Source organism: Rhizobium sp. CC1099 (assembly GCF_029714385.1).
Classification (GTDB): Bacteria; Pseudomonadota; Alphaproteobacteria; order Rhizobiales; family Rhizobiaceae; genus Rhizobium.
Genome location: NZ_CP121641.1, coordinates 2,554,186 through 2,580,142, shown reverse-complemented (window position 1 = coordinate 2,580,142; position 25,957 = coordinate 2,554,186). Strand labels below are relative to the sequence as shown.

General features: G+C 57.4%; 20 protein-coding genes and 2 pseudogenes. 14 read left to right on the top strand and 8 right to left on the bottom strand.

Features of this window, described 5'->3' with window-relative positions; genetic code table 11:
- Positions 1–10: 10 nt before the first annotated feature.
- A complete protein-coding gene (locus QA644_RS13195) occupies positions 11–1,357 on the bottom strand; it encodes a mechanosensitive ion channel domain-containing protein (protein WP_283068888.1) in 1,347 nt (448 codons plus the stop codon).
- 519 nt (positions 1,358–1,876) lie between these two features.
- Complete coding sequence (locus tag QA644_RS13190) at positions 1,877–2,545, bottom strand: TetR/AcrR family transcriptional regulator (protein WP_239599456.1); 669 nt, start codon at positions 2,543–2,545, stop codon at positions 1,877–1,879.
- A 134-nt stretch (positions 2,546–2,679) separates the two neighbouring features.
- Here QA644_RS13190 and QA644_RS13185 point away from each other — a divergent pair, with 134 nt between their 5' ends.
- Positions 2,680–3,420, top strand: coding sequence for an SDR family oxidoreductase (locus QA644_RS13185; RefSeq protein ID WP_074069208.1), 741 nt, complete (start codon positions 2,680–2,682; stop codon positions 3,418–3,420).
- Positions 3,421–3,540: 120 nt separating this feature from the next.
- Here the strand turns inward: QA644_RS13185 and QA644_RS13180 are convergent.
- A pseudogene (locus QA644_RS13180) lies at positions 3,541–3,771 on the bottom strand (Ku protein); the annotation flags it as partial.
- 164 nt (positions 3,772–3,935) lie between these two features.
- Here QA644_RS13180 and QA644_RS13175 point away from each other — a divergent pair.
- The 6 genes and pseudogenes from QA644_RS13175 (at position 3,936) to QA644_RS13150 (ending at position 9,570) form a co-directional block, all read left to right on the top strand.
- Positions 3,936–4,286 carry a DUF2200 domain-containing protein gene (locus QA644_RS13175; protein WP_239599458.1) on the top strand — a complete coding sequence of 117 codons (351 nt, stop codon included), beginning with the start codon at positions 3,936–3,938 and terminating at the stop codon, positions 4,284–4,286.
- A 254-nt stretch (positions 4,287–4,540) separates the two neighbouring features.
- The gene (locus tag QA644_RS13170; RefSeq protein ID WP_283068883.1) at positions 4,541–6,583 is read left to right on the top strand and encodes an AI-2E family transporter; all 2,043 of its coding nucleotides are present in this window, start codon (positions 4,541–4,543) and stop codon (positions 6,581–6,583) included.
- 394 nt (positions 6,584–6,977) lie between these two features.
- Positions 6,978–7,205: a hypothetical protein gene (locus QA644_RS13165; RefSeq protein ID WP_283068881.1), complete on the top strand. Its 228-nt coding sequence runs from the start codon at positions 6,978–6,980 to the stop codon at positions 7,203–7,205.
- A 384-nt stretch (positions 7,206–7,589) separates the two neighbouring features.
- Complete coding sequence (locus QA644_RS13160; protein WP_283068879.1) at positions 7,590–8,174, top strand: nutrient deprivation-induced protein; 585 nt, start codon at positions 7,590–7,592, stop codon at positions 8,172–8,174.
- Positions 8,167–8,583, top strand: a complete 417-nt coding sequence (locus tag QA644_RS13155; protein ID WP_283068877.1) for a phage holin family protein — start codon at positions 8,167–8,169, stop codon at positions 8,581–8,583. Before QA644_RS13160 ends, QA644_RS13155 begins: the two co-directional genes overlap by 8 nt.
- Positions 8,583–9,570, top strand: a pseudogene (locus QA644_RS13150) (DUF3618 domain-containing protein). Before QA644_RS13155 ends, QA644_RS13150 begins: the two are co-directional and overlap by 1 nt.
- Positions 9,571–10,072: 502 nt before the next feature.
- On the opposite strand, the gene QA644_RS13145 reads toward QA644_RS13150, so the two are convergent.
- Entirely contained in the window at positions 10,073–10,264 is a 192-nt protein-coding gene (locus tag QA644_RS13145; RefSeq protein WP_239597853.1) for a CsbD family protein, read from the bottom strand.
- 609 nt (positions 10,265–10,873) lie between these two features.
- Here QA644_RS13145 and QA644_RS13140 point away from each other — a divergent pair.
- A complete protein-coding gene (locus QA644_RS13140) occupies positions 10,874–11,209 on the top strand; it encodes a hypothetical protein (protein WP_239597854.1) in 336 nt (111 codons plus the stop codon).
- Between the two features lie 103 nt (positions 11,210–11,312).
- Here QA644_RS13140 and QA644_RS13135 read toward each other — a convergent pair whose 3' ends face one another.
- Complete coding sequence (locus QA644_RS13135) at positions 11,313–11,774, bottom strand: sigma-70 family RNA polymerase sigma factor (protein ID WP_239599468.1); 462 nt, start codon at positions 11,772–11,774, stop codon at positions 11,313–11,315.
- Positions 11,775–12,629: 855 nt separating this feature from the next.
- Here QA644_RS13135 and QA644_RS13130 point away from each other — a divergent pair.
- On the top strand, positions 12,630–13,340 hold the full coding sequence (locus QA644_RS13130) for a Crp/Fnr family transcriptional regulator (protein WP_239597856.1): 711 nt from the start codon (positions 12,630–12,632) through the stop codon (positions 13,338–13,340).
- A 369-nt stretch (positions 13,341–13,709) separates the two neighbouring features.
- Here the strand turns inward: QA644_RS13130 and QA644_RS13125 are convergent, their stop codons facing one another.
- The 3 genes from QA644_RS13125 to QA644_RS13115 all read right to left on the bottom strand — a co-directional run bounded on the left by QA644_RS13125 (position 13,710) and on the right by QA644_RS13115 (position 15,882).
- Complete coding sequence (locus QA644_RS13125) at positions 13,710–14,201, bottom strand: DUF892 family protein (protein WP_283068870.1); 492 nt, start codon at positions 14,199–14,201, stop codon at positions 13,710–13,712.
- A gap of 25 nt (positions 14,202–14,226) precedes the next feature.
- On the bottom strand, positions 14,227–15,150 hold the full coding sequence (locus tag QA644_RS13120; RefSeq protein ID WP_283068868.1) for a PhnA-like protein: 924 nt from the start codon (positions 15,148–15,150) through the stop codon (positions 14,227–14,229).
- A gap of 456 nt (positions 15,151–15,606) precedes the next feature.
- Entirely contained in the window at positions 15,607–15,882 is a 276-nt protein-coding gene (locus tag QA644_RS13115) for an oxidoreductase (protein ID WP_283068866.1), read from the bottom strand.
- Positions 15,883–16,620: 738 nt separating this feature from the next.
- Here QA644_RS13115 and QA644_RS13110 point away from each other — a divergent pair.
- From QA644_RS13110 to QA644_RS13090, 5 genes are all read left to right on the top strand, one after another.
- Positions 16,621–16,761 carry a hypothetical protein gene (locus QA644_RS13110; protein WP_283068865.1) on the top strand — a complete coding sequence of 47 codons (141 nt, stop codon included), beginning with the start codon at positions 16,621–16,623 and terminating at the stop codon, positions 16,759–16,761.
- Positions 16,762–16,848: 87 nt separating this feature from the next.
- Positions 16,849–18,015: a glycosyltransferase gene (locus QA644_RS13105; RefSeq protein ID WP_283068863.1), complete on the top strand. Its 1,167-nt coding sequence runs from the start codon at positions 16,849–16,851 to the stop codon at positions 18,013–18,015.
- Between the two features lie 177 nt (positions 18,016–18,192).
- On the top strand, positions 18,193–20,421 hold the full coding sequence (gene glf / locus QA644_RS13100; RefSeq protein ID WP_283072379.1) for a UDP-galactopyranose mutase: 2,229 nt from the start codon (positions 18,193–18,195) through the stop codon (positions 20,419–20,421).
- Positions 20,418–23,657, top strand: a complete 3,240-nt coding sequence (locus QA644_RS13095; RefSeq protein WP_283068861.1) for a glycosyltransferase — start codon at positions 20,418–20,420, stop codon at positions 23,655–23,657. Before glf ends, QA644_RS13095 begins: the two co-directional genes overlap by 4 nt.
- On the top strand, positions 23,654–25,921 hold the full coding sequence (locus tag QA644_RS13090) for a glycosyltransferase (RefSeq protein ID WP_283068860.1): 2,268 nt from the start codon (positions 23,654–23,656) through the stop codon (positions 25,919–25,921). The genes QA644_RS13095 and QA644_RS13090 overlap by 4 nt, the downstream gene beginning before the upstream one ends.
- The last annotated feature ends 36 nt before the right edge of the window (positions 25,922–25,957 follow it).

Genomic DNA, 25,957 nt, shown 5'->3' with positions numbered 1-25,957 from the left:
TTGAGGCAATTCAGTTCCCGGATTTGGGGCTGCCGGAAGCGCGCTCATCATCTGGCCGCTGCCGAAGAGATGCGCGGGCAAGCTCGACAGGTGTCTTCATGATGATTTCGCGATGCGGGAACGGGATCGAAATGCCGGCTGCCTTGAATGCATCCCATAATGCCATTAGTACTTCACCGCGCACGTTGGTAAGGCCGTTGCTCGGGTCGGAGATCCAGAATCTCAGCTTGAAATCGACCGATGATGCCCCGAAGGCCGTCATCCAGCAGACCGGCTGGGCGTAGGTGCCGGCAACCCGCGGGATGGTCTTGGCCGCCTCGATCGCGATGCGGGCAACCTCGTGCGGATCGCTGTCATACGAGGTTCCGAAATCCACCTCGATGCGGACATAATCACTGGAAAACGACCAGTTGACGACTTGCTGGGAAATGAAGTCTTCGTTTGGAATGAGGTACTCCTTGCCATCTCTGGTGATGACGGAGACGAAGCGGGAGCGCAGGTCGCGGATGGAGCCGAAGGTCTCCCCCAGCGTAATCGTGTCGCCCGGTTTGATGGATTTATCGAGCAGGATGATGATTCCGGATATGAAGTTGGAGACGACCTTCTGCAGGCCGAAACCAATGCCGACGCCGACAGCACCTGAAAAAACCGTGAGCGCAGTCAGGTCGATGCCTGTCGCAGACAAGGCAATCGTGCCCGCAAAGACAATGAGCCCAATCTTGATTAGTTTGCTGATGAGAACCTTCAAGGAGGGCGTGAGATCCGCCGACTTCTGGATCCAGTTCGACGACATGTTGCCGATCAGAACCGCAAGCCAGATCAGCGCGACGGAAAGGACGATGGCCTTCAAGACGAGCAGCATAGAAAGGCGAACGGCGCCGAGATTGACGGCTATACCATCGAGTGCTGCCAGAAGCGCGCGATCCAGCCCAAGCGCGTAAAGTGCAAAATAGAACCAGCCGGCGGCGGCAACGACACGCGCCAGCATCTGGTTTCGGATGATGCGCGTGAGTACCGAGATGACGAACCACGCCACCACGAGAGTGAGGGCTGTTGCTACCAGCCACCGGTGCGATGGCCACGCAAATCGCAACAGCACCACATCCGCAATCGCCAGCAGCACAATCAGAAAGAGCCAGCGTGTTCGCCTCATAAATGCGATGATGACGCGAAGCAGATCCGGATTTCCCTTGATGGTGCGGGCGCGCGATTCCAATGCCGGCTCGATCCGTTTTGCCAGCAAGCCGGAAAGCAGGTAACCGGCGACTATCAGGGCGGACTGATAGAGCGTCCACTCATTGAGAAGGAAAACCTGCAGCCAGGATCCGGCAGCGTTGACCGCCTCTAGGAAATCCATCGTCGTTCTCTCGCGATTTTGCAGAATAACCAGCGGGAGCGGGGTTTTGTTCAAATGCGAGTGTCGAGGCAGTTGGTCCGGCCTGAAGCGGGCACGCGGGTAGAGTTCCTCTGCGGCCGAACTCAGCAGGTAAAATCGACCGGCCGCGGAAGGGCGATCGCTTGATCGGGTGCATCCTAGGCTTCGGTTTCAAGCAATTGTGCCTCACGCCGTCGCCACTTTATGGGTTTGCTTTCATATCCTATTTCAAGGCCGGCGATGACGGAGCCGTCTTCAAAAACCTTCCCCCGCCATTTGTCGCCGATTGGGCGATATTCTGCTCGAGAGCTGCCCTATTATCGCGATTGCCGCACCTAAATTAGAAGCGATTGGCAAACCTCCTGCTCGGTCCTCCCTCCAATCGCAGAAATATCTCGGGTCTCGGTTTCGAGAGACGCCCATCGGAGGTGAATGACTTTGCTCGGTTGATTGCGTTATCAATGAGAATCGATAGAGCGCAGCCCGTAAGCCTGCGCGCTTTTACGCGGAATCGGTGTCGCTCCTGATGCGGGCATCCCATCCCAGTATCGAGACCTCAGCCACGGCCTCAAGCTCGGCACGGCTGGCCCCGTCGCGAGCCAGGATTGACATGCCAAACTGGACAGTCTGCACGAAACGCGAAAGCGCATGGACGTCCGTTGCGACTGGAACTTCACCATCCGCCACGGCCCGATCCAAGCGCGCCTTCAGGCGTTCGAGCGTGACGGCACGTGCTGATCGTACGAGTTCACCCAATTCCAAGTGGCCTTCGCTGCCGACCGATGAGAGGGCCACCATGCAGCCATGGGGAATGTCTGCAACACAGCCGGTCAGGGCCGCAGCTGAGTCCAGCAGAAATGAAGCGATCGCTTCGCGCGCCGTCCGCGCTGAATGGAATTTAGCCCAGACGAGCGCCTCGTAGCTCTCGCGATAATAACGCACCGCTTCCGCGTAAAGCGCTTCCTTTGATCCGAATGCTGCGTACAGGCTGGGTGATCCGATCCCCATCGCCTCGGTGAGATCAGTCATTGACGTGGCTTCAAAGCCCTTGAGCCAGAAGAGACGGGTCGCCTTCGCCAAGGCGGCTTGTCGATCAAATGCGCGAGGGCGCCCGCGAGCGCGGGACGGAGTAGATTCGCAGGCTTGAGGCTTTCGGTCCGATTTCTGCATCAATTGTTATATAAACCTCTCATCCTTCCTCGGCAACTTGCATACGTTTTTGTATCGATCGATATAATATTCTTGACGCACCGCTTTCACGTCCCTACGTATTTCTGTGTCAATCACTACAGAAAGGACAGATAATGAGTGAATTGGTTGGAAAGCGAGCTCTTGTGACGGGCGCATCGCGTGGTATCGGCGCCGCTATTGCGCTAGCACTTGCGGACAAGGGCGCGGACGTGGCGATCACCTACGAGCGTTCGGCTGATCGCGCAGCAGAGGTTGTTCGAGCTATTGAGGGGAAGGGCAGGCGCGGATTTGCTATCCAGGCCGACAGTGCCGATCCGGCGGCCGTGAAGCGCTCGGTGGAGGAGGCCGCCCAGGCGCTTGGCGGTCTCGACATTCTTGTCAACAATGCGGCAATCGCGCTTTACGATGCGATCGCCAACGTCAGCGTCGCTCACATCGATGCGCTGCTGAACGTCAACGTGCGATCACCCGTGCTCGCTTCGCAGGCCGCCATTCCATATCTTCAAGCGGGAGGTCGCATCATTACTATCGGCTCGGCCGGCGCCGAACGCATCGTTGGCGAGAGCGGTACGGTGTATTACATGACAAAATCCGCGCTCCACTCGTTTACGCGCGGCCTCGCTCGCGAACTGGGAGCGCGTGATGTCACCGTAAACCTGGTCCAGCCGGGATCGACTAATACAGACATGAACCCGGCCAACGGTGATTTTGCCGACTTCCAGCGCGCACTGATGCCTCTTGGCCGGTATGGCGAGCCGCAAGATGTGGCGGCGGCTGTGGCCTTCCTCGCGAGCCCTGCTGCAAGGCAAATTACAGGAACAATCCTCACAGTGGATGGCGGCTTGAATACCTGACCGCCTGAAGTTGGATGCCCTCCGAAGTTCCCGAAACTGCTCACGCTGGCTCGCAGACGCTTGATGATGGATTCGCGAAGGAACTTCGGAGGGTGTGCGGGCGAACAAGATCCGGACGCACGCGATGATGTGTTTTGCGAGATCGAGCATTTCGCCCTCCATCTTCAGCTTTGGTATCTCGTCGAAAGCCTTCGCGGACGACCTGACTTCGTAGTCGAAGTTCAACGCGGTGGCGATGAGGCCATTGCTATGAGCGCGGAGTACCGTGCGCATCTTGCGCAACAGCACCGCCCGCGCGATTGCTGCCACGTTTGACTTGCGCATGGCGTCGCGCAGAAGGACGAACGCATCCTGAAGTGCAGAGTCTTCCGCTATCGGCCCCAGAGATTCGCGCCACTTGATGGACATGCCGGACTTGCTCTTTAAGCCTCCCGCGCTGCAAAGGATTGCTGTTGAGCGTCCGTTGGCTAAGTTAGCGGTGACAAAAGCTCACAACGCTTCCGCCGGGGGGATGCATGACGAAGCATCGAATCTATTCAGTCAGTATCGCGAGCGTCTATCCGCACTATGTCGCCAAAGCGGAGAAGAAGGGGCGCACGAAAGCTGACGTCGATCAGATCATCTGTTGGCTGACGGGACATACCCAAGAGACGCTAGATAATCAGTTGGCGAATGACACAAAATTTGAGGACTTCTTTGCGCAAGCGCCTCAAATGAATCCCTCGCGATCGCTAATTACCGGCGCGATCTGTGGCGTTCGCGTGGAAGACATCCAAGAACCTACGATGCAGGAAATCCGCTACTTGGACAAACTGATCGACGAACTCGCCAACGGGAAAGCGATGGAGAAGATCCTGCGAAAATAGCCAGGCGGGTGGTTCGAACGCGCAAGGCTTGATGTTCTGAGCCTGGGCATGGGATCGCTTCGACCAAACTAGGCCCGCCGTCGCTGCATACCCAATCTCGATCCTTTCCGAGGGGCGGCCTGGAGCGCGACCCAGACAGGATGCGCATTCATCGTGGATCCCGGGTCCCGCGAGAACACCATCATCCTGGCACCCTGCCGCTCGGCCAGTGCAGCAGCGCAATCATTGCTAAGTCCCATCTGCGCCCTACCTCCATGAGTCTTGGACCAATTGGCATATCGACGCCTTCAAGTCACGACCATAGCAAGGAGGCGGAATTGAAAAACGGCCTCGGGGGTTCTCGTCGTATATATTCAATTCCGCCCGCATCACCCTCACGCATGCCTGCCTTTGCGAGTGTGCTCGCAGTCATTGCCATTCTCTACTTTGCAAAGGAAGTCCTCCTTCCTCTGGCAATCGCTGTTCTGCTGACGTTCGCACTGGCACCAATCTCCTCACGTCTTCGTAAGCTGGGGCTTCCTCGCATTCTGGCGGTAATAACTACCGTCATGCTCGCCTTTCTTGTTCTCATCCTGTTCGGCCTTGTGGTGGCCGGACAGGTTACTGAAGTCGTGCAAAACCTCCCTGCCTATCAGACCAACATTGTGGGAAAGATCCGGGCGCTCCAGGAAAGCGGAAGCGATACGGGTATCGTTCGGCGGCTGACTTCAGTCGTCGAAAGTGTCGGACGGGAACTCAACAGCGTGGAGCAGAAACCGACTGCTCCCGTGGGCGAGCGATCATCTAGGGAGCCTCTGCTCGTAGAGATATTCGCGCCAAGCCGCCCCATTGCAACGCTGACAAATTTGATCGGCCCCTTGGTCGGTCCGATCGCGTCATTGGGACTAATCATAGTCGTCGTCATATTCATGCTCCTGGAGCGGGAGGAGCTTCGCGACCGCTTTATCCGGCTCGTCGGCTACGGAGACCTCCATCGCACCACCGAAGCCCTGCAGGAGGCGGGAAGCCGCGTTGCGCAGTATCTCCTCATGCAATTGGTCGTGAACTGCGCTTACGGCATCCCCTTGGCGCTGGGGCTTTGGGCGGTGGGAATTCCCAATGCAGTGCTCTGGGGGATGCTTGCCATCGTTCTGCGGTTCGTCCCATATATCGGGCCGGTAATAGCTGCCGTACTGCCGCTCTTCCTGGCGTTCGCAGTCGATCCGGGCTGGAGCCTTGTTCTTTGGGTCGCCGCGATCTTTCTCGCGCTGGAGCTGACGAGCAACAACATCGTCGAACCATGGCTGTATGGTTCCCGAACAGGCCTCTCTCCCCTTGCCATCATCGTTGCAGCTATTTTCTGGGCATGGTTATGGGGACCGGTCGGCCTTATCCTGTCGACGCCGCTGACCGTGTGCCTGGCAGTTCTAGGGCGTTATGTCCCGCAGTTTGAATTCTTGGAAGTCCTGTTTGGCAGCGAACCGGTGCTTGATCCCAAGGAACGCCTTTATCAAAGACTTTTAGCTGGGGATCCCGACGAGGCCACCGATCTCGCTGAGGAGATCCTCGAGGAAGATTATCTGGAGGAATACTATGGCAAGGTTGCTATTCCAGCCCTTCTGCTCGCCGAGCAGGACCGCCGTAGAGGCGTCCTGACAGCGGAGCAGATGGAACAAGTGTTCGGTACCGCCATCACGCTGGTCTCGAATCTGGAAGAGATCGCTCGGGAGGAGGAGGAAGAAGAAGAGCAGGAGGACAAAACCGCAGACGAGACACCCTTGACGGCCACGAAGGATGAGGGAGAGGGCGACGAGGAACTGCCGGACGGGACCGGGAAAACGGTCTTCTGCATTGGTGGCAGGGGGCCTCTTGACGATGCATCAGCGGTGATGCTGGCCCAGGTTCTCCAAGTGCAAGGAGCGGAAGTGGTGGCAGCAAGGCACTCCGACATCGCCAGCCGCCGCAGCCGCGATCTCGTTCCGAATGGAGCAAATGCCATCGTCGTCTGCTTCCTGAACTTTGACTCTGTCAGGCATGCCGGCATACTTGTACGCCGCTTCAAGCGCATGTATCCCACCACGCGCGTAGGCGCAGTGCTGTGGTCTGAAAACGATGAGGACACGCAACTGCACCAGCTTCCGGAGGCTGATTTCATTGCTTCCACCTTGACCACCGCCGCGCGTGAGATGCTCTCCGATGCGCCGCCGCCGTCTCCGGTAAGCCCTCGGAGGCTCCGAATCAGGCGACCCAAAACCGGGACTGGCACAGCCCTAAAAGCGCCCTCTGGTCCTCCCGATCGGCCCCAGGGGCCCGAATAGCCAATCGTTCAACTGCCTGCAGAAGATTGTGTTAGCGGGTCGTCCCCCAGAAATCGCCGATCAGCGCAGCGAGGGACCCACCGCTGCGATGGGCGGTTCCTGATCCGGCTCCGTGCGTCTTCGATTTGATCCGAGGCCTCGGCACTCGCAATGCGGATCGAGGCCGCCCCGATCTCAGCAACACCTTCCCGCAAGCCTGCGTCAAACAAGGCACGAGACGCCGCACGAACCGAACTGGGCTGAACATGCCGTCGAGCTCAAAAAGCCAGGCGTCACCTTGCTCATTCTCTGGGAGGAGTATCGTGGGTCGCACCCCGAAGGGCACGGCTAAAGCCGCTTCTGCGAACTCTTTCGTAGCTTCTCACAGCGACTTTCGCCGACTATGCGCCAGGAGATGCGGCCCGCGACAAGGTCTTCGTCGACTGGCAAGAAGATCCCGATTGTTGATCGCAAGACCGGTGAGATCCGCGAGGCCGAGATCTTCGTGGCAGTGCTCGGTGCCTATAGCTTCACCTATGCCGAATCGACCTGGACGCAAACACTCCCCGACTGGATTGGCTTGCATGTCCGGATGTCCCGTTTCTTCAGGGCGTTCCTCGACGGATTGTCCCTGACAATCTGAAGTCGGGCGTCATCCGCGCACCCGATGGTTTGGCGGCGAGCAGTTCTCCAGCGCCAAGCCGGGCTCGGGTATAAGGATTGATCGCATTGCTGATCAACTTTCGACATTCTGTCCTCCATTGTGCGGCCAATAACGACGGCGGCATTCAACTGCCGAGCCGATGTCCGGCTCCCGTTCGAGGCGAGGAGGAAACGCGTCGTTCGGGGCAAGCCAAATTGGCCATCGATCATATCGAGGAAGCGAAGGAGCGATGTCTTTTTCCGTCGAGGCAATTCGCCAATTTTTAGTTGGATGCAAACCTAGAGTGACTGGGAACAAACATCTGCTCTTCCGGTTAGGGGTGATCGCAGCATCCGCCGCTCGCACCTTCTGGGAGGATTGAAAATGCCAGACGAAATCATACAGGCTCCAACTGGGCCGATGCCGTCGCAAGATGAACGGTCTCCGGTGGACGATGGCGTCCCAACCGAAATTCAGCCAGTCGAAGTTCGTGATCTCAAAACCAGGGTCAGCGATGACCTTGGGGAAGTCAGCAAGGCGGCCAAGGATGCCGCCCAGACCGCCACGCAGAAGATCCAGGATACTGTGGCGGAACAGACCGACTTCGCCGCTCACCAAGTCGGTGGCATCGCAACCGCTCTGCAGAAAGTGGGCGCGGAACTCGAAAGCAGCGATCAGGCACAGGTGGGCCGGTATGCAAAGCAGATCGGCGAGAGCGTCGCGGTCCTCGCGAAAAAAATGGAAGGCCGGGATCTCCGAGAGATTGCCAGCATGGCTGAGGATTTCGGCCGCAAACAGCCTTTGGCTTTTCTGGGGGTAGCGGCACTTGCCGGCTTGGCAGCGAGCCGTTTTCTGACTGCTTCTGCAATCCGAAAGTCGTCTCCGAGCGCACCAGAGAAGATGCAGGCGTCTACCGACTTCCAGCTTTCGTCTACCGCAGGAACATCCGGAGGTCCGCACAATGGCTAAAGAAAGCGATAACGCGCCATTATCGGAACTCGTTGGCGGCCTTGTCAGCGATGTCTCTGGCCTCCTTCGCAAGGAAATAGACCTGGCTAAGACGGAAGCCTCTGAAAAAGTCTCTAAAGCTCTCAGCGGCGTCGAGGTCCTGGTGATTGGCATGGTGCTGGCAATCGGCGCTGTCGGTGTCCTGCTAAGCGTTTTGGTAAGCGGCTTAGTTGCGTTCTTAGTAACGCAAGGCTTCACGCAAACATCCTCCCAGGCTCTATCCGCGCTGATTGTCGGCTTTTTTATTGCCGGTATCGCGTGGGTGCTGGTGTCTAAAGGTCTTGCTACATTGCGCGGTGCCAATCTGAAACTGGATCGAACGGCTGCATCCCTCCGCCGAGATGTCGAAGTCGTTAAGGAGAAAATATGATGAATCAATCATCGGAGAAATCGTCGATCGATATTCAGCGCGAAATCGATGCCGACCGTCGAAGGATCGAAGACCGCATCGGCGCTATTCAGGAGAGAATGTCCCCAGGTCAGCTCGTCGATGAGGTCCTCGCGTATGCCAAAGGAAGCGGTGGTGGGGAGTATGTCAGCAACCTCGGAACAGCCCTCAAGGTCAACCCACTCCCCGTCGCTTTGATCGGCGTGAGCCTAGCATGGCTGATGGCTAAACAAGGCGGGGCGCTGTCACCTACCCGCACGGCCGTTGACACGCCGCTTGAAAATTATCCGCTTTATGCTGCCCACGGAGGCGTTCGACGCGTCGGGCCGCCAGAGGATGTTGGCGGCGCCAGATATAGCCACTTCATCGACGATGCCGGAGAGCGGTTCAAGGCTTTGACTGATGAGGTCGGAAAATCGCGCTGGCAACTTCGTCGACTCGAGCGGAAGAGCATACCGAGGATTTGCCGACGCGACGGGTAAACAGATCTCCAATATCACAGATGAAGCGGGCGCTGTGCTGGAGGCCACGACAGGCTGGGCTTCGGAAAGCTGGAAACAAGTTAAGGATGCCGCCGGGAACGTGGCTCAGCAGGCGAGCGATGCCGCAGGTTCAGTATCGCAGTCCGCGTCCTCGGCGAGTTCAATACTTGCAGAAAAAACGACACGACTTAATACAGCGATCCTTGCGCATTTTCGCGATCAGCCGCTGGTTGGGGGCGCGCTGGCCTTCGCCGTGGGAGCCGCTTTCGGTGCTGCCCTTCCTCGCACGGACAAGGAAGATGAAGTCCTTGGAGATGCAGCCGATAGCATTAAAGCGGACGTCGCATCGAAAGCCACCGAGATTGTTGATGAGGGCAAGGATCTCGCATCGGATGTCTACGACAAGGCTGCTTCCGTCGCTGTCGACGTGCACGATACCGCGAAGGCAGGGATCACAGAAGAGGCTGAACGTCTTAAGACGAAATAGGAAGAGCAGTCGGGCCTGCTTGCGCCCGGCGCTTTCGACCTTATCGCCCGTCAGAATCACAAGCCTCGCCCAAAGTCCCAATTCACCGCTCAGCATCGCTTCTTTCTGGGAATGACTTTCGATCGTCATCCTGATCGTGAGCGGCGAGTCGAATGCCGAACCGAGCACCCAGACGGCGGAAGGACACCACCACGGGGCCGCCTTCGCCGATGGGGTCGCGCAGTGCGTAGGTCGCGGATTACATGGGAAAGACCGCAGATCGGCTGCATTAGCGGACAAGCGTGACGCTGCATCTGCCGTCACCGGTAGCGTACCGACTTCATCCAAGAAGCTGAAGAGCGCTAAGAAGTCGTCAAACCAGCCGTAGCGGTCTGCCAGGGCTGGGCGGTTTCGTCTTGTCCTTGGACTCGTCGCCGGCCTTGATCGCGATGCAGGCGCACCGCATGTCCCGGTACCCCGTCGCCCAAGGGCGGCAGTCGTTGACAACGGAATCAGAGTTCGGTCAGGTGCGATCAACGACGCCCTTGACTGCCTCCTTGATTTTGCCCTTGGCGACCTGGGCCTTGCCCTTGCCTTCCTGCGCCGCGCCCTTAGCCTGCATTTCCTTGTTGTCCACGGCTTTGCCAGCAGCCTGGCGTGCCTTGCCCGCCAGTTCGTTGGCCTTGCCCGATGCCTTGTCAGATGTGCTTCCCACGTGACTTCTCCTGAACAGCGCGAAACATGATTGTTTGCGTGCCAGTTAACTGCGGGGCTGTCGTTTCGTTCCCTGCACGGTGTCACTTTGGTTTAGGCGATCATCGCAAGAAGCGCCGCGATTACCGAGGGGAGGTCGATGCTTAGAGATCCCTGTTGAAGGTGTCTCCGAGCGGACATGGAAGTAGAATCGCAGCCCTGCCGTAGCCCGAACTAACTTGATCGGACGACGTAATGGTCAACACCTGAGATGGAGTGGCGTCTCAGCGTGTCGTTACCGACCCACAGGTGATTCCCAAGAGCTTCGTATCACCGTAATCCTGAGGCGGGAGAGGTGAGCGGATTATCCCAAGATGACTGGCGGAGTTGAATGAAGGTTTCGCGGAACCATCGTTTTTTCCAGGATCTGAAATAAGCGACGCTCAGGACGCAACATCTAACGATCTCGCTCTATGCGGCGTTGCGGAGTGATAGCGCACCCCACAGTTCGCCTTTGAGTAAATGCTTGCAATCCTGGTCGTATCCGATCAGGTAAAGGGGCACCGGGGTTCCCTTCGGAACTTCCCCGAGTGTGTTCTGTTTGAACATCGCACTCAGGGGGCAGACCAACATGCTGCGCTTTCTCGTGATTACCAGTCGTACGACCCCATCGACCGTTTCGAACGCTTGGAGATCACTCAACATTGTTCTGGCGGGCCCCGTTGCGGCCAATGCTCTTTCATCTTTTGACCTTGGCGGCCACGATGGCGCGATCATCGATCTCGACTACGAGGGTGACGAGATGATTGCGTGCGTAGAAATCCTCGAGGCCCGCCAGATCCCTTTCGTATTCGCCGCCTTCGTTTCGAGTTCATTAAAGCCCCCTGGATGCTTCGTTCTGAGTGAAGCGAAAGAAGACATCTTGGCGATTCATCGTCGCCTCTGGGAAATCTTTCGGGCACATTAGGATTGCTTGAACTCTTCGATCAAGGTCGCAGGGCGTTTGAGTTCCTGGGAGAGCGTGCTCAACGTGGAGTGCACCTGAAATTGCCTGCATTGGCGCTTTCTTTTTACCGGGTAGCAGCTTCGCTGAAAGAGGCCTCGTCCAAGGCCACCATCAGCGCCATCCGTGCGCGGCCGACCCGGCTCTTGATGGTACCGATTTCGCACCCGCAATCCTTTGCGGCATCGGCGTACGAGCGCCCGGACACGACGAGCATCAGCGCCTGTCGCATGTGTTTGGGAAGACGGTCGATCGCCTCGGAAACATCTTTCAGCCGCAATGGCCAATCCTGATCCGATGGCACGGAGTTTTCGAAGGAGCCTTCGGAAATGTCGGAGGCCAAACGGTAACGCTTCGACCGCTTGTACTGACTGCAATACTGGTTCCGGAGGATGGTGAACATCCAGCTTTTGAGGCTGGTTCCGGGCGTGAAATGATCCAGATGCCCCAGGGCCCTCAAGACCGTTTCCTGTGCCAGATCCTCGGCGTCGGCATCCGATCTGGTAAATCGATGAGCGAAGGCCTGCATTACAGGACGTAAGGCAACGATTTCATCTTGAAGGGAAGGGCATTGCGGCATGGTGGTTCCTCCGAGCACCAACCGTAATGGATACGCGCACTAATGGTTCCCGCTGTTCGCCCACCGTCCGATATCGAACCAAAGAAGGTTTCAATCGAGTTTGATGACATCGCTCAACCGAACGACTTCTCTTCCAGCCCCTTGGCCAGATCTCTCTTGAGCGCACGTTTGCGCTGGGAAACCTGCTCGATTTTCAAGCCTCACTGCTGGGGATTATTCTGGATTGGGCATACCTTTGGAGAGAACGTCACGGTGAGTGCCACCCGTGGGCCTTGGCGATCTCGGAAGCGTTTTGGAGACCTAGTCCGAGGCCGTCCTGCCTGGCGCCGGCTCGCCGCCGCGGAAAAGGGGCTGGAACAGCCGCTCCATCGTCTCCGGCGGAATGGCGTCGCCTCCGTTCGAAACCGTGATCGTCAAGAGTCCTTGCCGATGCGTGCCGCCAGGCCGAGGGGTGGATCGGGCGAGCCATGCGCAGCGCGTCCCTGCGCGAGGTCGTCCGCATCTGACGCGGATCATTCAAACGTCATCGCGAACCTTTGACGGCGGGTATCAATGCGAGCTGATCTTCCAGGGTGGCGCATGCCAGGACAGCCTCGTTCATGCCGTTCTCCCTTGGGCGGCAACAGGGGAATGAGCGGAAATGCTATGCGTTCCGGCGTCGGCCTGTTATGGTACGAAGTTCATTACATGCCGGCGTGAACTCCTTGCGGTTGCACAGTCACGTGCGGATAGTACGATGGCGGTCCCAACTGTAATAGCGCAGACGATCGGAATGCTCTGCGCTCGCTGTACTGGAGAACCGCGATGCTTCAATCCGCTATCCGCAATCACCTGTTGTCAGGTCTGTCCGCCGACGCCTGGAATGCGATCCGCCCAAGGCTTGAACCCATCGATCTTCCCCGAAACTTCCATATCGCCGGTTTCGACGCTCCCATCGCGCACCATTACTTTCCCGAAGACGGAGTGGCGTCGATGGTCGCCGTGTCTGCGGCCGGCGAACGCACGGAAATCGGGCTTGTCGGAAGGGACGGTGTCACGCCGCTCGTAGCGATACTCGATGCGGAGCGGCATCCCTTCGAATTCATGATGCAGGTGTCCGGAAAAGGTCATCGGATAAAGCGCGAGGCCCTTCAGGAACTCGTGGCGGAAAACGTCGAGGTCAGACGAATCCTGGAACGCTTCGCTCTTAGTCTGTTCACCCAGACCGCCTATACCGCGCTGTCGAACGCCGTCCAACGCATCGACGCTCGCTTGGCGAGGTGGATTCTCATGATCGACGACCGGGTCGACGGCCACCGGATCGACGTGACGCACGAGTTCCTCGCCGTGATGCTGGCCGTCAGACGACCGGGGGTGACGAACGCTCTTCATGTCCTTGAGGGGCAGAATCTCATCTACTCCGACCGGGGTGTCATCAGAATTCGGGATAGGGGTGCGCTGGAGGCTTTCGCCGGTGCCGCCTACGGGACGCCTGAACGGGTGCTGAGCAGAATGACGATCGAAGGTGGATCCTGAACGCACGTCCTCCACCGTAAGAAGGCCCGGTGGCGCGGAACAATGCGAAGATCACGAGGTTCGACCGTTATTCGGACAGCAGGAGGCTGCTCATAGCGCGCTACTTTTTTCAACGTAAGAGCGGCCGGGTAAAAAGGGTTGATGATTGCGGTTGATTGGTCGCCGGCTTTGGCGCCGGCTTCGGCTCTAACAGCATCAAACACCCGTTGCACCAACGCTAAGTCCCGGTTGAGAAGCGGCAAGTCCTTCGGATGAATATGTTATTTGCAGCATCGCATGCGTTGATTTAGGTCCCCAGGGGTCGGCGCGCCATAGTGATCAACCGACCTCGTTGGCGCACCTCCCGTTTCCGTCACCACGCGCCGGCAATCAGGCGGCCTGCGCGTTGACGGTTGCTTTGGCGATCTCGGTAAGCCGTTCGTCTGTCGTTTCTTCTTCGTCAAGAGTCTCCGCGAGGAGGTCAGCTACGTCATCCAAACCGAGCGTCTCGGCCCAGGTGACCATCGTGCCGTAGCGGCTGATCTCGTAATGTTCCACAGCCTGCGCAGCGGCGAGCAGGCCCGGATCGAGGGCGGCCGTCCCCTTGAACGCCTCCATGACTTCCTTGCCATCCTCGATGATGCCGAGGATGGCATTGCAGGTCTTCGGCTGCGCTGGCTTGCCTATCAGTTCGAAGGCCTGTTCGAGGCGCGCTACGTGATCTTCGCTCTGACCGAGATGTGTTTCGAATGCCTCCTTGAGATCAGGCGATTGCGCGGCTTCAGCCTTCTCGGGCAGGGCCGTCAGTATCCGCTTTTCCGCGAAGTACATGTCCATGAGGGTCTCATAAAGGAGATCGCTAAGATTTTTAGGTTCTGCCATGTTCGTGTTCCTCGTGTTGAGATGACTATAGGTTTCGGCCGCGTGTATATTCTTCAAGGATGGGGCCTGGTTTCGTGCCAGCTACCCCCCCGAACCAAGCTGCAATCACGCCGAGAACGAGTGCGACGAAGCCGAGCAGGGCGCCGCTGGACACGACCTTCGTCGTGGTTTCTGCCGCCTCCAAAGCCTGCTGCTTTGCCTGATCGACGGATGCCCTGTAGTTTGCCTCGTATTCATCCACCTTCGCCCGCGCCTGGTCGACAGGGATATTCTGAGCTTTCGCCAGAGCGTCGGCGGCCCGTGCCTTGGCGTCCTCGACCTTGCTCGGGTCGCCCGTTGCCACGGCTTTCATCGCCGTGACTGCCGCCGCTTGAAGGGCTTGCGGGTCGGAGCCACCGCTGGCCTCGCGAATTTGCCGTTCGATATCGGCCATCGGATCGGTTGCTGCGGCAATCGAAGACGCTCCGGTGGTCGCCGCAGTTGCTGCAGTCTTGCCGACACCGCCGACCACGCTCGAAAGGCCGCTGAAGGCGCCGCCGACGAGTGCGCCAACCGAGGTGGTCAGGAGGTAGAGAATGACTAGCGTCGTAACGGCCCAGGAGGTGATGCCGTGGAAACCGCCTGTGGACTTGCTGGGACGGCCGGACAGCCGGCTTGCAGCATATGCGCCGATAAACGAGGCGACGATGCCGGAAACGACGAACCAGAGGCCGCCCATGATGGAGAAACTGGTCGCTGTAGGATTGTCCGACGTGGTAGGGTCGAGAACTGCAGCGCCAATCCCGACACCGAGAAGATTAAGGAGGAACTGGGCCGCGAGTGCGAGAACGACGCCGGCGAACACTGCACCCCATGATATCTTGTTGATGGTGGCCGTAGTGCGCGGGTCTGCCGGGTTAACCGCATACGGAGTATCGCCCGGCAGGCGGGAGATGGATGGTTGGGACATGGTAGAAGCCTCCAAAGCTTTTTCACCGTTTTTTGAATGCGCTCCCAACTCCCGCTTCACCCGAATGTTCCAGAAGTATTTTCGCTTCGGCTAGCGGTCCCTTGAGCGACACCGATGATGCTGAGCAGGACGCAAAAAACGTGTCGAATACCCTGAAACCTCGTGCCTGATCGCGAAGAACCTGGCCACAATAGAATTCCGGAGAAAGACAGTGAGAGGCCCACCGCCGTTTAGGCGATCGACTCCGCGCCACATCCTGTCTAATTCGGATGTTCACGCGACGGCTCGCCCTCATAGCTGTCAGAAACCGCTCCATCTCGGCCTTCCTCGCACCGATCCTTGGTAGGGTTGCCGCTCTCGTTCATAGGTAAAATCGGTCTTCGTGGAAGCGCAGTTGAAGGAACGGCACAAAGACCCCGCAGAGTTGACCGCGGGGTTTCTTCGATGAGCCAGATTTTACCGGCAATTGCCGGCGGCATCTTTGACTTGGCCCTGAATGCAGTCGGAAGAGTCTTGCTTGCCCGTCGAATCCTTGTCTTTATCGGAAGCGCCCGTGCCGGAGGTGGAAGTGCCGGATCCGCTATCGGACATGCTACCGGATCTTGAAGCGCCGCCGGACTGGCCAGAACCACTGGTTCCTCCAGTTCCACCTGTGCCGCCGCTGGCCTGAGCCATGGCCGAAGTTGCCACACCGATCGAAAGTGCCGAGACCGCGATGAGTTTCAGAAGCATTGGATTCTCCTATTTTGCTTCGTTTCACCTATCCCGAACCTCGTTTATCTTTTGATGTTCCAGATCTGGTGTAAGAAAAGTGGTCGACGTTGAGCTGCGCGGCTATATCGTCGGCCTCCTTGCGGGACAAGCCGCTGAGTTCGCGTCCGGATGCCTCTAGGCACGCCCCTTTCCTTGTCGAGAACGGACTAGGAGCGATCTGCCTGTTGCACGGACCTGGCCTTCTAAACTGTCCAACTTAATGGGGTCAGTTCATTCGGCGGGGCTTCTTTTGTCCGTACGCTAGATGAAGGGAACGCCCGTAACTGGCTCGCTGAAGGATGTGCCGCGCGGCAGTCTTCCTGCTCAACCAACAGTGATGAGGCGCACTGCATTCTGATGCCGCGAGGTCACGGTTTCCCGAACATCGTCGGGAGTCGGCAACGAGTGATCCTGATCGATATTCTGGAAACTCGACTTCGCGGTGTTGCCGACGCATCATCTTGATTTTGCTAAGGTTGGCGTCCAAAGCGAGCACGTTCAGGCCGCACTGAGGCACGCCATCGCGCTTGTTAGCGCAGGCAGCCAGTCGCCGGATGCTGTGGTCGTAAGGCCCGACGAGGTTTGCGCGCCACCCGCTGGTCACCGTTCGTCCGTTAGGGGGAGCTAAGAGCGAACCAACGACAGCCGGTTTGCGCGGAATTCGGAACTTACCGACACCGCCGGTGTTAGCCGCTCATCATCTCACGAGGTGCGGCTATGGACGACGGAGCCTGGACCACCATTGTTGAATTGCAATTGCGGCCGGATGGCGTTGCCGCCGCGCTGATATGGTCGGTCGTCCCGTACATGTTGAAAACCGATCCCGACGGTACGCCTCCGAACGTATTCGATGGGTAAAGAGCGATCGCCGGATCAGTCACGGAATCGATCTTGTGAAGTAACTGCAAGGAATGGTCTGCGTCATGGGTGACGGAGTGGCGTGAATTGAACAGGGAATATTTACCGAAAAAGCGTCTTGTCGTTATCAGCGACTATCAGGCCGGCTGGTACGAGCCTTCCTCGCCGCTTTCTATCGAGGAATTGCGAGGTCAGTGGGCCAGCGGAGCGCGGGGAAGTCCTTCTACTGCCGAACAATCAATCCAGGATGTAATGGTGCGGGGCGGCTACATTGAACGCCTGCCCCTTGCTTGCTTGAAGACGGGCATAGTCGACATCGTCGAAATTTGGACGCATTGGCGGGGCGCCCACCCGCCCCCAGAGGATCTGACAAATCCGTTTCTTGTTCACCGTTCATTCGCAATGAACGGCCCTGAGGCGCCATTCGCGTCGAATGATATGCTGGCCCACATCATTACGTTTGGTGCTCCCGATATTCTCTGCGTGTGGGGGCTTGGCGTTTCCGAAGATATACTTGTCGCATGCAAGAGCAGCTATAAAATCTACAATTCTATCGATGCTCCCACGTGGCGAGTTCCACGATCAATCAGCCAACATTTCGACCTCGTGCTTACCGGCGCCTTGTGGCAGTCGCAGGAGGTGAAGCGGCGACATCCGGAAATGAAGACGGCGGTCCTTCCGATTGGACCGGAATTTGCCTCCGACAGCACATTTTATCCACTCGATGGCCCTCGACGATATGACGTTATCTATGTCGCCGCCGCTCAAGCCTACAAGCGCCACGATATCCTTTTCGATGCGCTCGCTAAGCTTCCGAGTGGTATCCGTGCACTTTGCGTCTGCGGCTATGGGGAACTCGGGGATATTCTGCGTGCACAAGTGCAAGCCTTGGGAATTGCCGTCGACTTTGTTGGTCCGCCCGGCGTGCGATATGCAGACGTCAACCGTCTAATGAGCCAGGCAAAGATCGGTGTGGTCTGCGGCATCAATGACGGTGCGCCAGCGATCCTGACCGAATACATGCTCGCTGGGCTGCCTGTTCTCGCTAATAGCGCACTCGTGTGCGGCCTTCAGTATATTACATCGCGAACCGGAGCGACTGCAGCAGCGGATGACTTTGACCATGGCATTTTGAGCATGCTTGAAAACCTCTCAAACTATTCCCCGCGCAAGGCTGTACTCGACAATTGGACGTGGCCACATTCGGTCCGCAAGCTTTGCGAAATCATGGATTCGCATGCGGGGCAGAAATGACTGCGGAACAAACCGCCAGAGTGGAGGTTAGAAGGCCTCTAATAAAACGGCGGATCCGCAATGAATCTCTCCAGCTCATTCACCCAAGGGCTCCATAAAGCCCTGCAACGCAAGGCGCCGATCATATGTTTTTCCCATTTGCGCTGGGATTTTGTGCTGCAGCGTCCGCAGCATTTGATGGAACGTTTCGCCCGCGATAGACAGGTCTTCTATTTCGAGGAGTTCATCCCCACAGATCATCATTTAGCCTATCTGGAGATCCATCCATTTGAGGGGACGGCGGTGAAAGCCATACGTCCTCGAATTCCTCACTGGTTAGGCGAGGACGAGAGGGAGCGCGAACTAAGAAAACTGTTGGATGAACTACTGTCGATCTATGGCGTGGCCAGCCCGATACTATGGTTCTATACGCCGCTCATGTATGGGTTCGCTCGCCACATCGATGCGGCGGCGGTCATTTACGATTGCATGGACGAGTTGGCCAACTTCAAGTTTGCGCCGCCAACTCTCAAGGACGCCGAGGCTGCACTCCTTGCACGCGCCGATGTGGCCTTCACGGGCGGCTACAGCCTGTATGAGGCTAAGCGGTATCTGCATGACAATATTCATCCTTTCCCGTCTAGCGTCGATGCAGACCATTTCCACGCTGCTCGTGGAAACCTCGAGGAGCCGGCCGATCAAAGGTCTATCAGCAGTCCAAAGCTCGGATATTACGGTGTCATCGACGAGCGCCTTGACCTCGGCCTAATAAGCGCTGTAGCCAACGCTAGGCCGGACCTCTCTTTCGTATTTATCGGGCCAATCGTCAAGATTTCACCCGACGACCTCCCCAAAGCGGCGAACATCCATTACCTCGGCCGAAAAGCATATGGCGAACTGCCAGCGTATGTGTCGGGCTGGCACGTCGCACTGATGCCGTTTGCTCTGAACGACGCAACACGTTTAATAAGCCCTACCAAGACTCCGGAGTATCTTGCTGCCGGTCGACCAATCGTATCGACGCCTGTCGCTGACGTAGTGCGTCAATACGGGGGCGTTTCCGGTGTCGCTCTTGCGCGAGATGCCGAGGGGTTTGCCACTGCGTGCGACGACGCGCTTGCTCTCAAAGAATTCGACAGCGCCTGGCTGAGGTCAGTTGATATCCTTATCGCCGCTTCGTCTTGGGACGACACGTTTGATGCGATGAGCGTGCTGGTTGAGGAAGCCATCATCCGTCGGTCCGCATCTCCGCATTCCCCCACACAGTTCCCCTGTTCACAGTCAAGCGTCAGGTCAAGGCCATCCTACGACTACCTGATCGTCGGTGCGGGCTTTGCGGGCTCGGTGATGGCAGAAAGATTGGCGTCCGATGGGAAGCATGTACTTTTGTGTGATAAGCGTCTGCATATCGGCGGCAACGCGTACGATTTTCACAACGAAGACGGCATCCTCGTTCATCGATATGGACCGCATATTTTTCATACCAACAGTCTGGAAATTTTTGACTACCTGTCACAATTTACGGCTTGGAGGCCGTACCAACACCGTGTGCTCGCCGATATTGGCGATCGCCGATTGCCTGTTCCCATCAACCGAACGACCCTCAACGGGCTCTATTGTCTCAATCTGAAGGACGACGCAGAGGCCGCCTTATTTTTGGCCGCTCGTGCGGAACCTTGCGATCCGATCGAAACGGCGAAGGATGCGGTGGTCTCCCAGGTCGGTGACGATCTCTACCGCACGTTCTTCCAAGGATACACCCGCAAGCAATGGGGTCTCGATCCGACCCAGCTTGACAGATCGGTGACGTCGCGTGTCCCGGCACGGGTTAGCGACGACGACCGATATTTCCTCGACACCTACCAGGCCATGCCGTTGCATGGTTACACTAAGATGTTCGAGAAAATGTTGGACCACGAGTGCATCACTGTATTGCTCGGCACGGAATTCGCGGACATCCGAAAGGACAATCTGGCGGCGCATACGATTTTCACAGGCCCGATCGATGAATATTTTGATTTTCGCTTCGGTCGTCTTCCATATCGTAGCCTTGAGTTCCGGCACGAAACACATGATGCCAGACGCCTGCTACCAGTCGGCGTGATCAACTATCCTTCGGAGACGGTGCCGTATACGAGGATTACCGAATACAAGCATCTGACTGGTCAGATCCATCCGAAGACTACCATTTCCTATGAGTTCGCCGGTAGAGACGGGGAGCCCTACTATCCCATCCCTCGACCGGAAAATCAGGCACTCTACAAGCAATATGAAGCTGTTGCGCGACGTTGTAGCGACGTAACTTTTGTCGGTCGGCTCGCGACATACAAGTACTATAATATGGATCAGGTGGTGGGCCAGGCTCTGGCAACATACCGGAAGATGTCAAAGGCGCACGCAAGCACCATTGCTGCGAGCGTGAAATGACAAGTCAATTGCACCACATCGTTATCGCCACCGACAGCCGCGAGCCGTCCGGGATGGGCGAGCACATGCTTACGCTCGGGCAGGCGCTTGGAACACACTACAAAGTCACGCTAGCGGCTCCGCCGAATTGCGCGTTGCTGACCCGCGCCGTCTGCCGCGGCTTGGCGATCAAGAACGCCGATGATCCCGCGGCATTTGAGGAATGGCTGTGTTCATCAGGTGCGTCGCTGCTTCACATCCATGCCGGCATCGGGTGGGAGGGACACGAGATCGCCCGTGTAGGATGCGTTTGCGGAATTCCCGTCATACGAACGGAGCATTTGCCATATTTGCTGACAGATGCCGAGCAAATCGCGCAGTATCATAGATCGATTTTGACAGTTGCCCATCATATCGTAGTTTCCGAGGCATCTCGCAAGAGTTTTGAAAGAAATGGTGTGGATCCGGCCCGGCTGACGGTTGTCCGCAACGGGATATATGCGTTGGAGCGGGGGGAAAGCGACGCAGACGGCATCGGCGAACGCGCGCTTCAATCCCGACCAACCCTGCTTACGGTGGCGCGCTTTTCAAAACAGAAGGATCACGCTGCCCTCGTAAGGGCAATGCCAACCGTTGTTGCAGCCCATCCTACCGCCTTGCTTCTTCTGGTGGGGGAGGGCGAGGAAATGAATGCTATCCAAGATCTGGTCGACGGACTGGCACTTCGCGATCATGTCCAGTTTCTAGGACACCGAAACGACGTTGCCAACATCATGATGAATGCCGACCTCTTTGTCCTGCCCTCGCGCTTTGAGGGCCTGCCGTTGGCGGTGCTCGAAGCAATGTCTGTAGGACTGACGGTCGTAGCAACCCGAATTGGGGGGACCATCGAAGCCCTTGGCGAAGATCACCCATTCTTGGCTGAGCCAGAAAATCCCTCCTCCTTAGCTGATGTTTTGATCGACGCGCTCTCTGACCCCATTCGCGCCAGGTCAATAGGTCAGTCTGGCATGGATCGATTTCACAGCGCCTTTTCAGCGGATCGGATGGCCACCGAAACGGTTGCCGTCTACCAACGGTTTCTCCCCGCCAAAACAGAAGTCGAAAGAGGACATCCTTTCATGGAGAAGACACGGATTGGCTTCATCGGCGTCGGAGGAATCGCGCGCCGCCATCTCGACATTCTTACCGGATTTGACGATGTGGCGCTCGTCGCTTTTGCGGATCCTGATTTAGGTCGCGCAAGCGAAGCTGCATCGCGCTTTGGTGCGAAGGCGTTCACCAGCCACCAGGCAATGCTGGACGACGAAGCGCTCGATGCAGTTTATATTTGCATACCTCCCTTTGCGCACGGCGACGTGGAAAGGGAGCTGATCCGACGCGGCGTCCCGTTCTTTGTCGAGAAGCCTATCACTCTCGATTTGGCCCTTGCTGAAGAACTTGCAGCCATGATTGCGGGAGTGAAATTAATCACGGCCGTGGGCTATCACTGGCGGTATCTCGATACTGTAGAGGAGGCCCGCCGGTTGTTGGTGGAAAACCCGGCGCAACTTCTCTCCGGCTACTGGTTGGACCAGACGCCTCCACCCCAATGGTGGTGGAAGATTGATCGATCAGGTGGGCAGATGATCGAGCAGACCACTCATATCATTGACTTGGCGCGTTACCTCATTGGCGAAGTAACGGACGTATATGGTCGTGTTGGCTTTAAAGATCGGTCAGAATTTCCTGGCCTCGATGTGCCCGCAGTTGCGACTGCGACAATGACCTTCGAGTCCGGTGTCATCGCCAACATTTCGTCGACCTGCCTTCTCGGCTGGAACCATAGGGTCGGGCTCAACATCTTCGCCGATCGTCTTGCGATCGAATTGACAGATCATGACATCATGGTCGATGTCGGAGCAGGACGTCCGGTGCGTCAAGCCGAAGGCGATCCCGTCTGGCGCGAGGATCGCGACTTTGTCGACGCCGTGCGCGGGCAAGAAAACCACATTCGCTGTGCCTACTCGGACGCGCTCGCAACGCATCGCATCGCGCTGGCTGTCGCAGCCTCAGCCCGACAAGACGAACCCGTAAAACTCGATCCTCCTGTCTTCGAGCGCAGGCCAATGGCTCCTCTTCAGCATCAATCCCGTAAAGAGGAGCCGCAGAGCCCGCCCACCGGCCATCGGCGAATTCGTTCGCTGGGCATAGAACGTGCTGGGAAAGCATTCTTTTTGGAATACGAAGAGGGCCCGCCCGCCGACGGCCATATCCGGTTGGAGACGCTGTATAGCGGATTTTCAGCAGGTACCGAACTCACGTTCATGAAAAATACCAACCCCTACTTCCGTTCGAGGTTCGATGGGGAGAGAGGCGTATTTGTGGAAGGCGAGGCTGACCTTCACTATCCAGTTCCCTTTTTGGGCTACATGGAGGTGGCGCGCGTTTCGGAGACACGGGCTGCCGGCTTCGCGAATGGCGATGTTGTCGCGACGACTTTTGCGCATAAGAGCGGTCACACTGCAGACCCCTGCCATGACTTGCTGGTGCCGCTTCCCAACGATATCGATCCCGTGCTTGGAGTGTTTGTCGCTCAGATGGGACCGATCGCGGCTAATGGAATTTTGCACGCCGATTCAGAGGCTTTCGGAAGCAGCGTGCCCTACCTGGGCGCTGGCATTGAGGGACGCAACGTCGTTGTCCTGGGTGCGGGAACGGTGGGTCTGATGACTGCGCTGTTTGCGCAGAAGTGCGGAGCTTCCAACCTCATTGTCGCCGACCCGTCGCAATTCCGTCAGAACAGGGCGCACGATCTTGGCCTCGCCGCGATGGAGGAGGAACTAGTGTGGCAGTACGTGAAGGCGCGTTGGCACAACGGCGGCAGAGACCGCGGTGCCGATGTAGTGTTCCAGACGCGTGCGCAGGCGACCAGCTTGCATACTGCGCTCAAAGCGTTGCGCCCGCAGGGAACAGTCATCGATCTCGCCTTTTACCAAGGTGGAGCCGAGGCATTGCGGCTTGGCGAAGAGTTTCACCACAATGGGCTCAACATCAGGTGCGCACAAATCAATCGTGTCCCGCGCGGATTGGGGGCGTCGTGGGGCCGATGTCGGCTTGCCGAAGAGACAGTTGGCCTTATGCGGAGCCACGGCTCTGCTATCCGGGACCACATGATCACGCACGTCGTTCCATTTGATGATGCGCCGCAATTCTTGGCCGATCTCGTTACGAACCGGCCGGAATTCCTGCAGATTGTTTTTAAGGTTCAGGAATGAGCTCGCGCGAACAACCAGTCCGAATCCTTTTCGTATTCGCATGGTTAGTCGTTGGCGGTGAAGAGACGGAAGTGCGGCTCCTTGCCCGAAATCTCGATCGAAACCGCTATCGCATTGACGTCGTGGCATGTTTCCACAAACCGAGCATGCCCGATCAGACACACGAGCAGCTAACGGCGTTGGGCGTGGATGTCGATACGACCCCTTACACATTGTCGTTCAAGGATACGATAACCTATCTGGCAACGAAGATCCCAGGCTATGACGTCGTGGTCTCCTGTCAGAATGTCGCCGATATTTACCCGGCGCTTGAACGTATCCACCTCCGCCCGCCGCTGATTGAACATGGCGGGCTGGTGTCGGAGGCGCTTGCGGGGCCGAAGCACTTCACAAGTCGCTACGTCGGCGTCTGTCGATCAATCCGCGATGCCGCAGCCTCCGTGATGCCCGGTCGTGAATTAAGTGCTCTTGAAATCCCGTCGATGGTCGATTTCTCGGAATTTGACGTCACCCGGCGTGCCGAAACCCGTTCGTCACTCGGCTTGGCCGAGGATTCGGTCCTTGTCGGCTGGGTCGGACGGCTTGATCCAAAGAAGAACGTCGAAGACTTCATAGAAGCTGCGGCGATTGTGCACAAGGACGTTGCGTCTGCGCGTTTTGTGATTGTAGGGGGGGCCGACGCGTTCCACCCGGAATATGCGATACAGTTGCATTCGCTTGCTGCTCAGCGGGGATTGAGTGGCGTGCTTTCCTTTCTCGGAGATCGAAAGGATGTTCCCAACCTTCTGTCAGCCTTCGATATTTTTACCTGGCTCTCGCGCGACGAGGGGATGCCGCACATTCTGGCGGAGGCGGGTGCGGCAGGTCTGCCCGTAATCGCGACGCCTGATAACGGGGCGCTCCAGCAGGTCGAGGAGGGGACTTCGGGTCTCTTCGTGCCCTACAACGATCCCGCCGCTGTCGCTCAGGCCATGATGAAGCTGATCATGTCAGCCGAACTGCGTGCCCGGCTGGGCAAGGCCTTGATGTCAAAAGTTGAAAACGACTACAGCGCCGCTACTATCGTGCCGCGATGGGAAGGTCTTTTTCTGGATGTTCTCGAAGATCGAGCGCGAGCCGGGCCATCTGGTTTGTTCAAATCCTTCATTCAGGGTGGTTTCGAGTGTTCAACGCACCGCCTCCGTCCAGGCGAGGGCGAAACTGCTGGGACGCGTCTCGATGTCCTCGCCTCTACTGGCCACGACTCGCATGCGCGACAGGACTACGATCAACTGAAAGCGCACCGGATCGAAACCGTGCGCGACGGCCTCCGCTGGCATCTTATAGAGCCGTCATCTGGCCGCTATGATTGGTCTAGCTTTCTTCCGATGCTCGAAGCAGCGAAAGAGGTGGGCGTTCAGGTCATCTGGGACCTTTTGCACTATGGCTGGCCAGACGATATCGATATTTGGGGGCAGGATTTTGCGCCTCGGCTTGCAAATTTTGCGGGTGCTGTCGCAGCAGTGGTGCGGGAAAACACGAGCGAGGTTCCGTTCTATTGTCCCGTAAACGAGATCTCGTTTTTGTCGTGGGGTGGAGGAGACGTCGGCTACCTGAACCCTTTTGCAAACGGACGCGGCTTTGAATTGAAAGTCCAGCTCGCGCGCGCTTCTATCGCCGCCATGGATGCCATCCTTCTGGTCGATCCACGGGCACGTTTTGTGCACTGCGATCCCGTTATCAACGTCATCCTAGATCCGTCGCGACCCTGGGAGAGGCAACTTGCCGAAGGACATCGCCAGTCGCAGTTCCAGGGGTGGGATTTACTAGGTGGAAGGCTATGGCCCCAAATCGGCGGCGCAGATCGCTATCTCGATATCGTTGGGGTGAACTACTATCACAACAATCAGTGGATCCACGGTGGTTCACCGATCGACGAAACCAATGCGCTTTACAAACCATTTAGGACCATTCTGATCGAAACCTATGCCAGATATGGCAAGCCGATATTCGTTGCCGAAACCGGTATCGAAGCTGAAAGGCGACCTGGTTGGATCATGTATGTTTATAGCGAGGTCGTTGCTGCGATGGATGCCGGGGTCCCGATCGAAGGTATATGCTTGTACCCCATCGTAAACCATTCCGGATGGGACGATGATCGACCCTGTCAAAACGGTCTTCTGTCAGCGGAGATTTCTGACGCAACGCGTGTCGTATATCAACCTTTAGCAGAAGCGTTGGAACGTATACAACAAGATGTTATCGGAAGGAGCGGGCGTTCCTAAAGTTAAGTTGGCGTTGGAGGCGCGTGCGCCACAACC

Excerpts from the sequence above, each read along its gene's own strand:
- QA644_RS13195 (WP_283068888.1), bottom strand. The coding sequence starts at position 1,357 with ATGGATTTCCTAGAGGCGGTCAACGCTGCCGGATCCTGGCTGCAGGTT.
- QA644_RS13190 (WP_239599456.1), bottom strand. The coding sequence starts at position 2,545 with ATGCAGAAATCGGACCGAAAGCCTCAAGCCTGCGAATCTACTCCGTCC.
- QA644_RS13185 (WP_074069208.1), top strand. The coding sequence starts at position 2,680 with ATGAGTGAATTGGTTGGAAAGCGAGCTCTTGTGACGGGCGCATCGCGT.
- QA644_RS13175 (WP_239599458.1), top strand. The coding sequence starts at position 3,936 with ATGACGAAGCATCGAATCTATTCAGTCAGTATCGCGAGCGTCTATCCG.
- QA644_RS13170 (WP_283068883.1), top strand. The coding sequence starts at position 4,541 with ATGAGTCTTGGACCAATTGGCATATCGACGCCTTCAAGTCACGACCAT.
- QA644_RS13165 (WP_283068881.1), top strand. The coding sequence starts at position 6,978 with ATGCGGCCCGCGACAAGGTCTTCGTCGACTGGCAAGAAGATCCCGATT.
- QA644_RS13160 (WP_283068879.1), top strand. The coding sequence starts at position 7,590 with ATGCCAGACGAAATCATACAGGCTCCAACTGGGCCGATGCCGTCGCAA.
- QA644_RS13155 (WP_283068877.1), top strand. The coding sequence starts at position 8,167 with ATGGCTAAAGAAAGCGATAACGCGCCATTATCGGAACTCGTTGGCGGC.
- QA644_RS13140 (WP_239597854.1), top strand. The coding sequence starts at position 10,874 with ATGCTGCGCTTTCTCGTGATTACCAGTCGTACGACCCCATCGACCGTT.
- QA644_RS13135 (WP_239599468.1), bottom strand. The coding sequence starts at position 11,774 with ATGCAGGCCTTCGCTCATCGATTTACCAGATCGGATGCCGACGCCGAG.
- QA644_RS13130 (WP_239597856.1), top strand. The coding sequence starts at position 12,630 with ATGCTTCAATCCGCTATCCGCAATCACCTGTTGTCAGGTCTGTCCGCC.
- QA644_RS13125 (WP_283068870.1), bottom strand. The coding sequence starts at position 14,201 with ATGGCAGAACCTAAAAATCTTAGCGATCTCCTTTATGAGACCCTCATG.
- QA644_RS13120 (WP_283068868.1), bottom strand. The coding sequence starts at position 15,150 with ATGTCCCAACCATCCATCTCCCGCCTGCCGGGCGATACTCCGTATGCG.
- QA644_RS13115 (WP_283068866.1), bottom strand. The coding sequence starts at position 15,882 with ATGCTTCTGAAACTCATCGCGGTCTCGGCACTTTCGATCGGTGTGGCA.
- QA644_RS13110 (WP_283068865.1), top strand. The coding sequence starts at position 16,621 with ATGGACGACGGAGCCTGGACCACCATTGTTGAATTGCAATTGCGGCCG.
- glf (WP_283072379.1), top strand. The coding sequence starts at position 18,193 with ATGGAACGTTTCGCCCGCGATAGACAGGTCTTCTATTTCGAGGAGTTC.
- QA644_RS13095 (WP_283068861.1), top strand. The coding sequence starts at position 20,418 with ATGACAAGTCAATTGCACCACATCGTTATCGCCACCGACAGCCGCGAG.
- QA644_RS13090 (WP_283068860.1), top strand. The coding sequence starts at position 23,654 with ATGAGCTCGCGCGAACAACCAGTCCGAATCCTTTTCGTATTCGCATGG.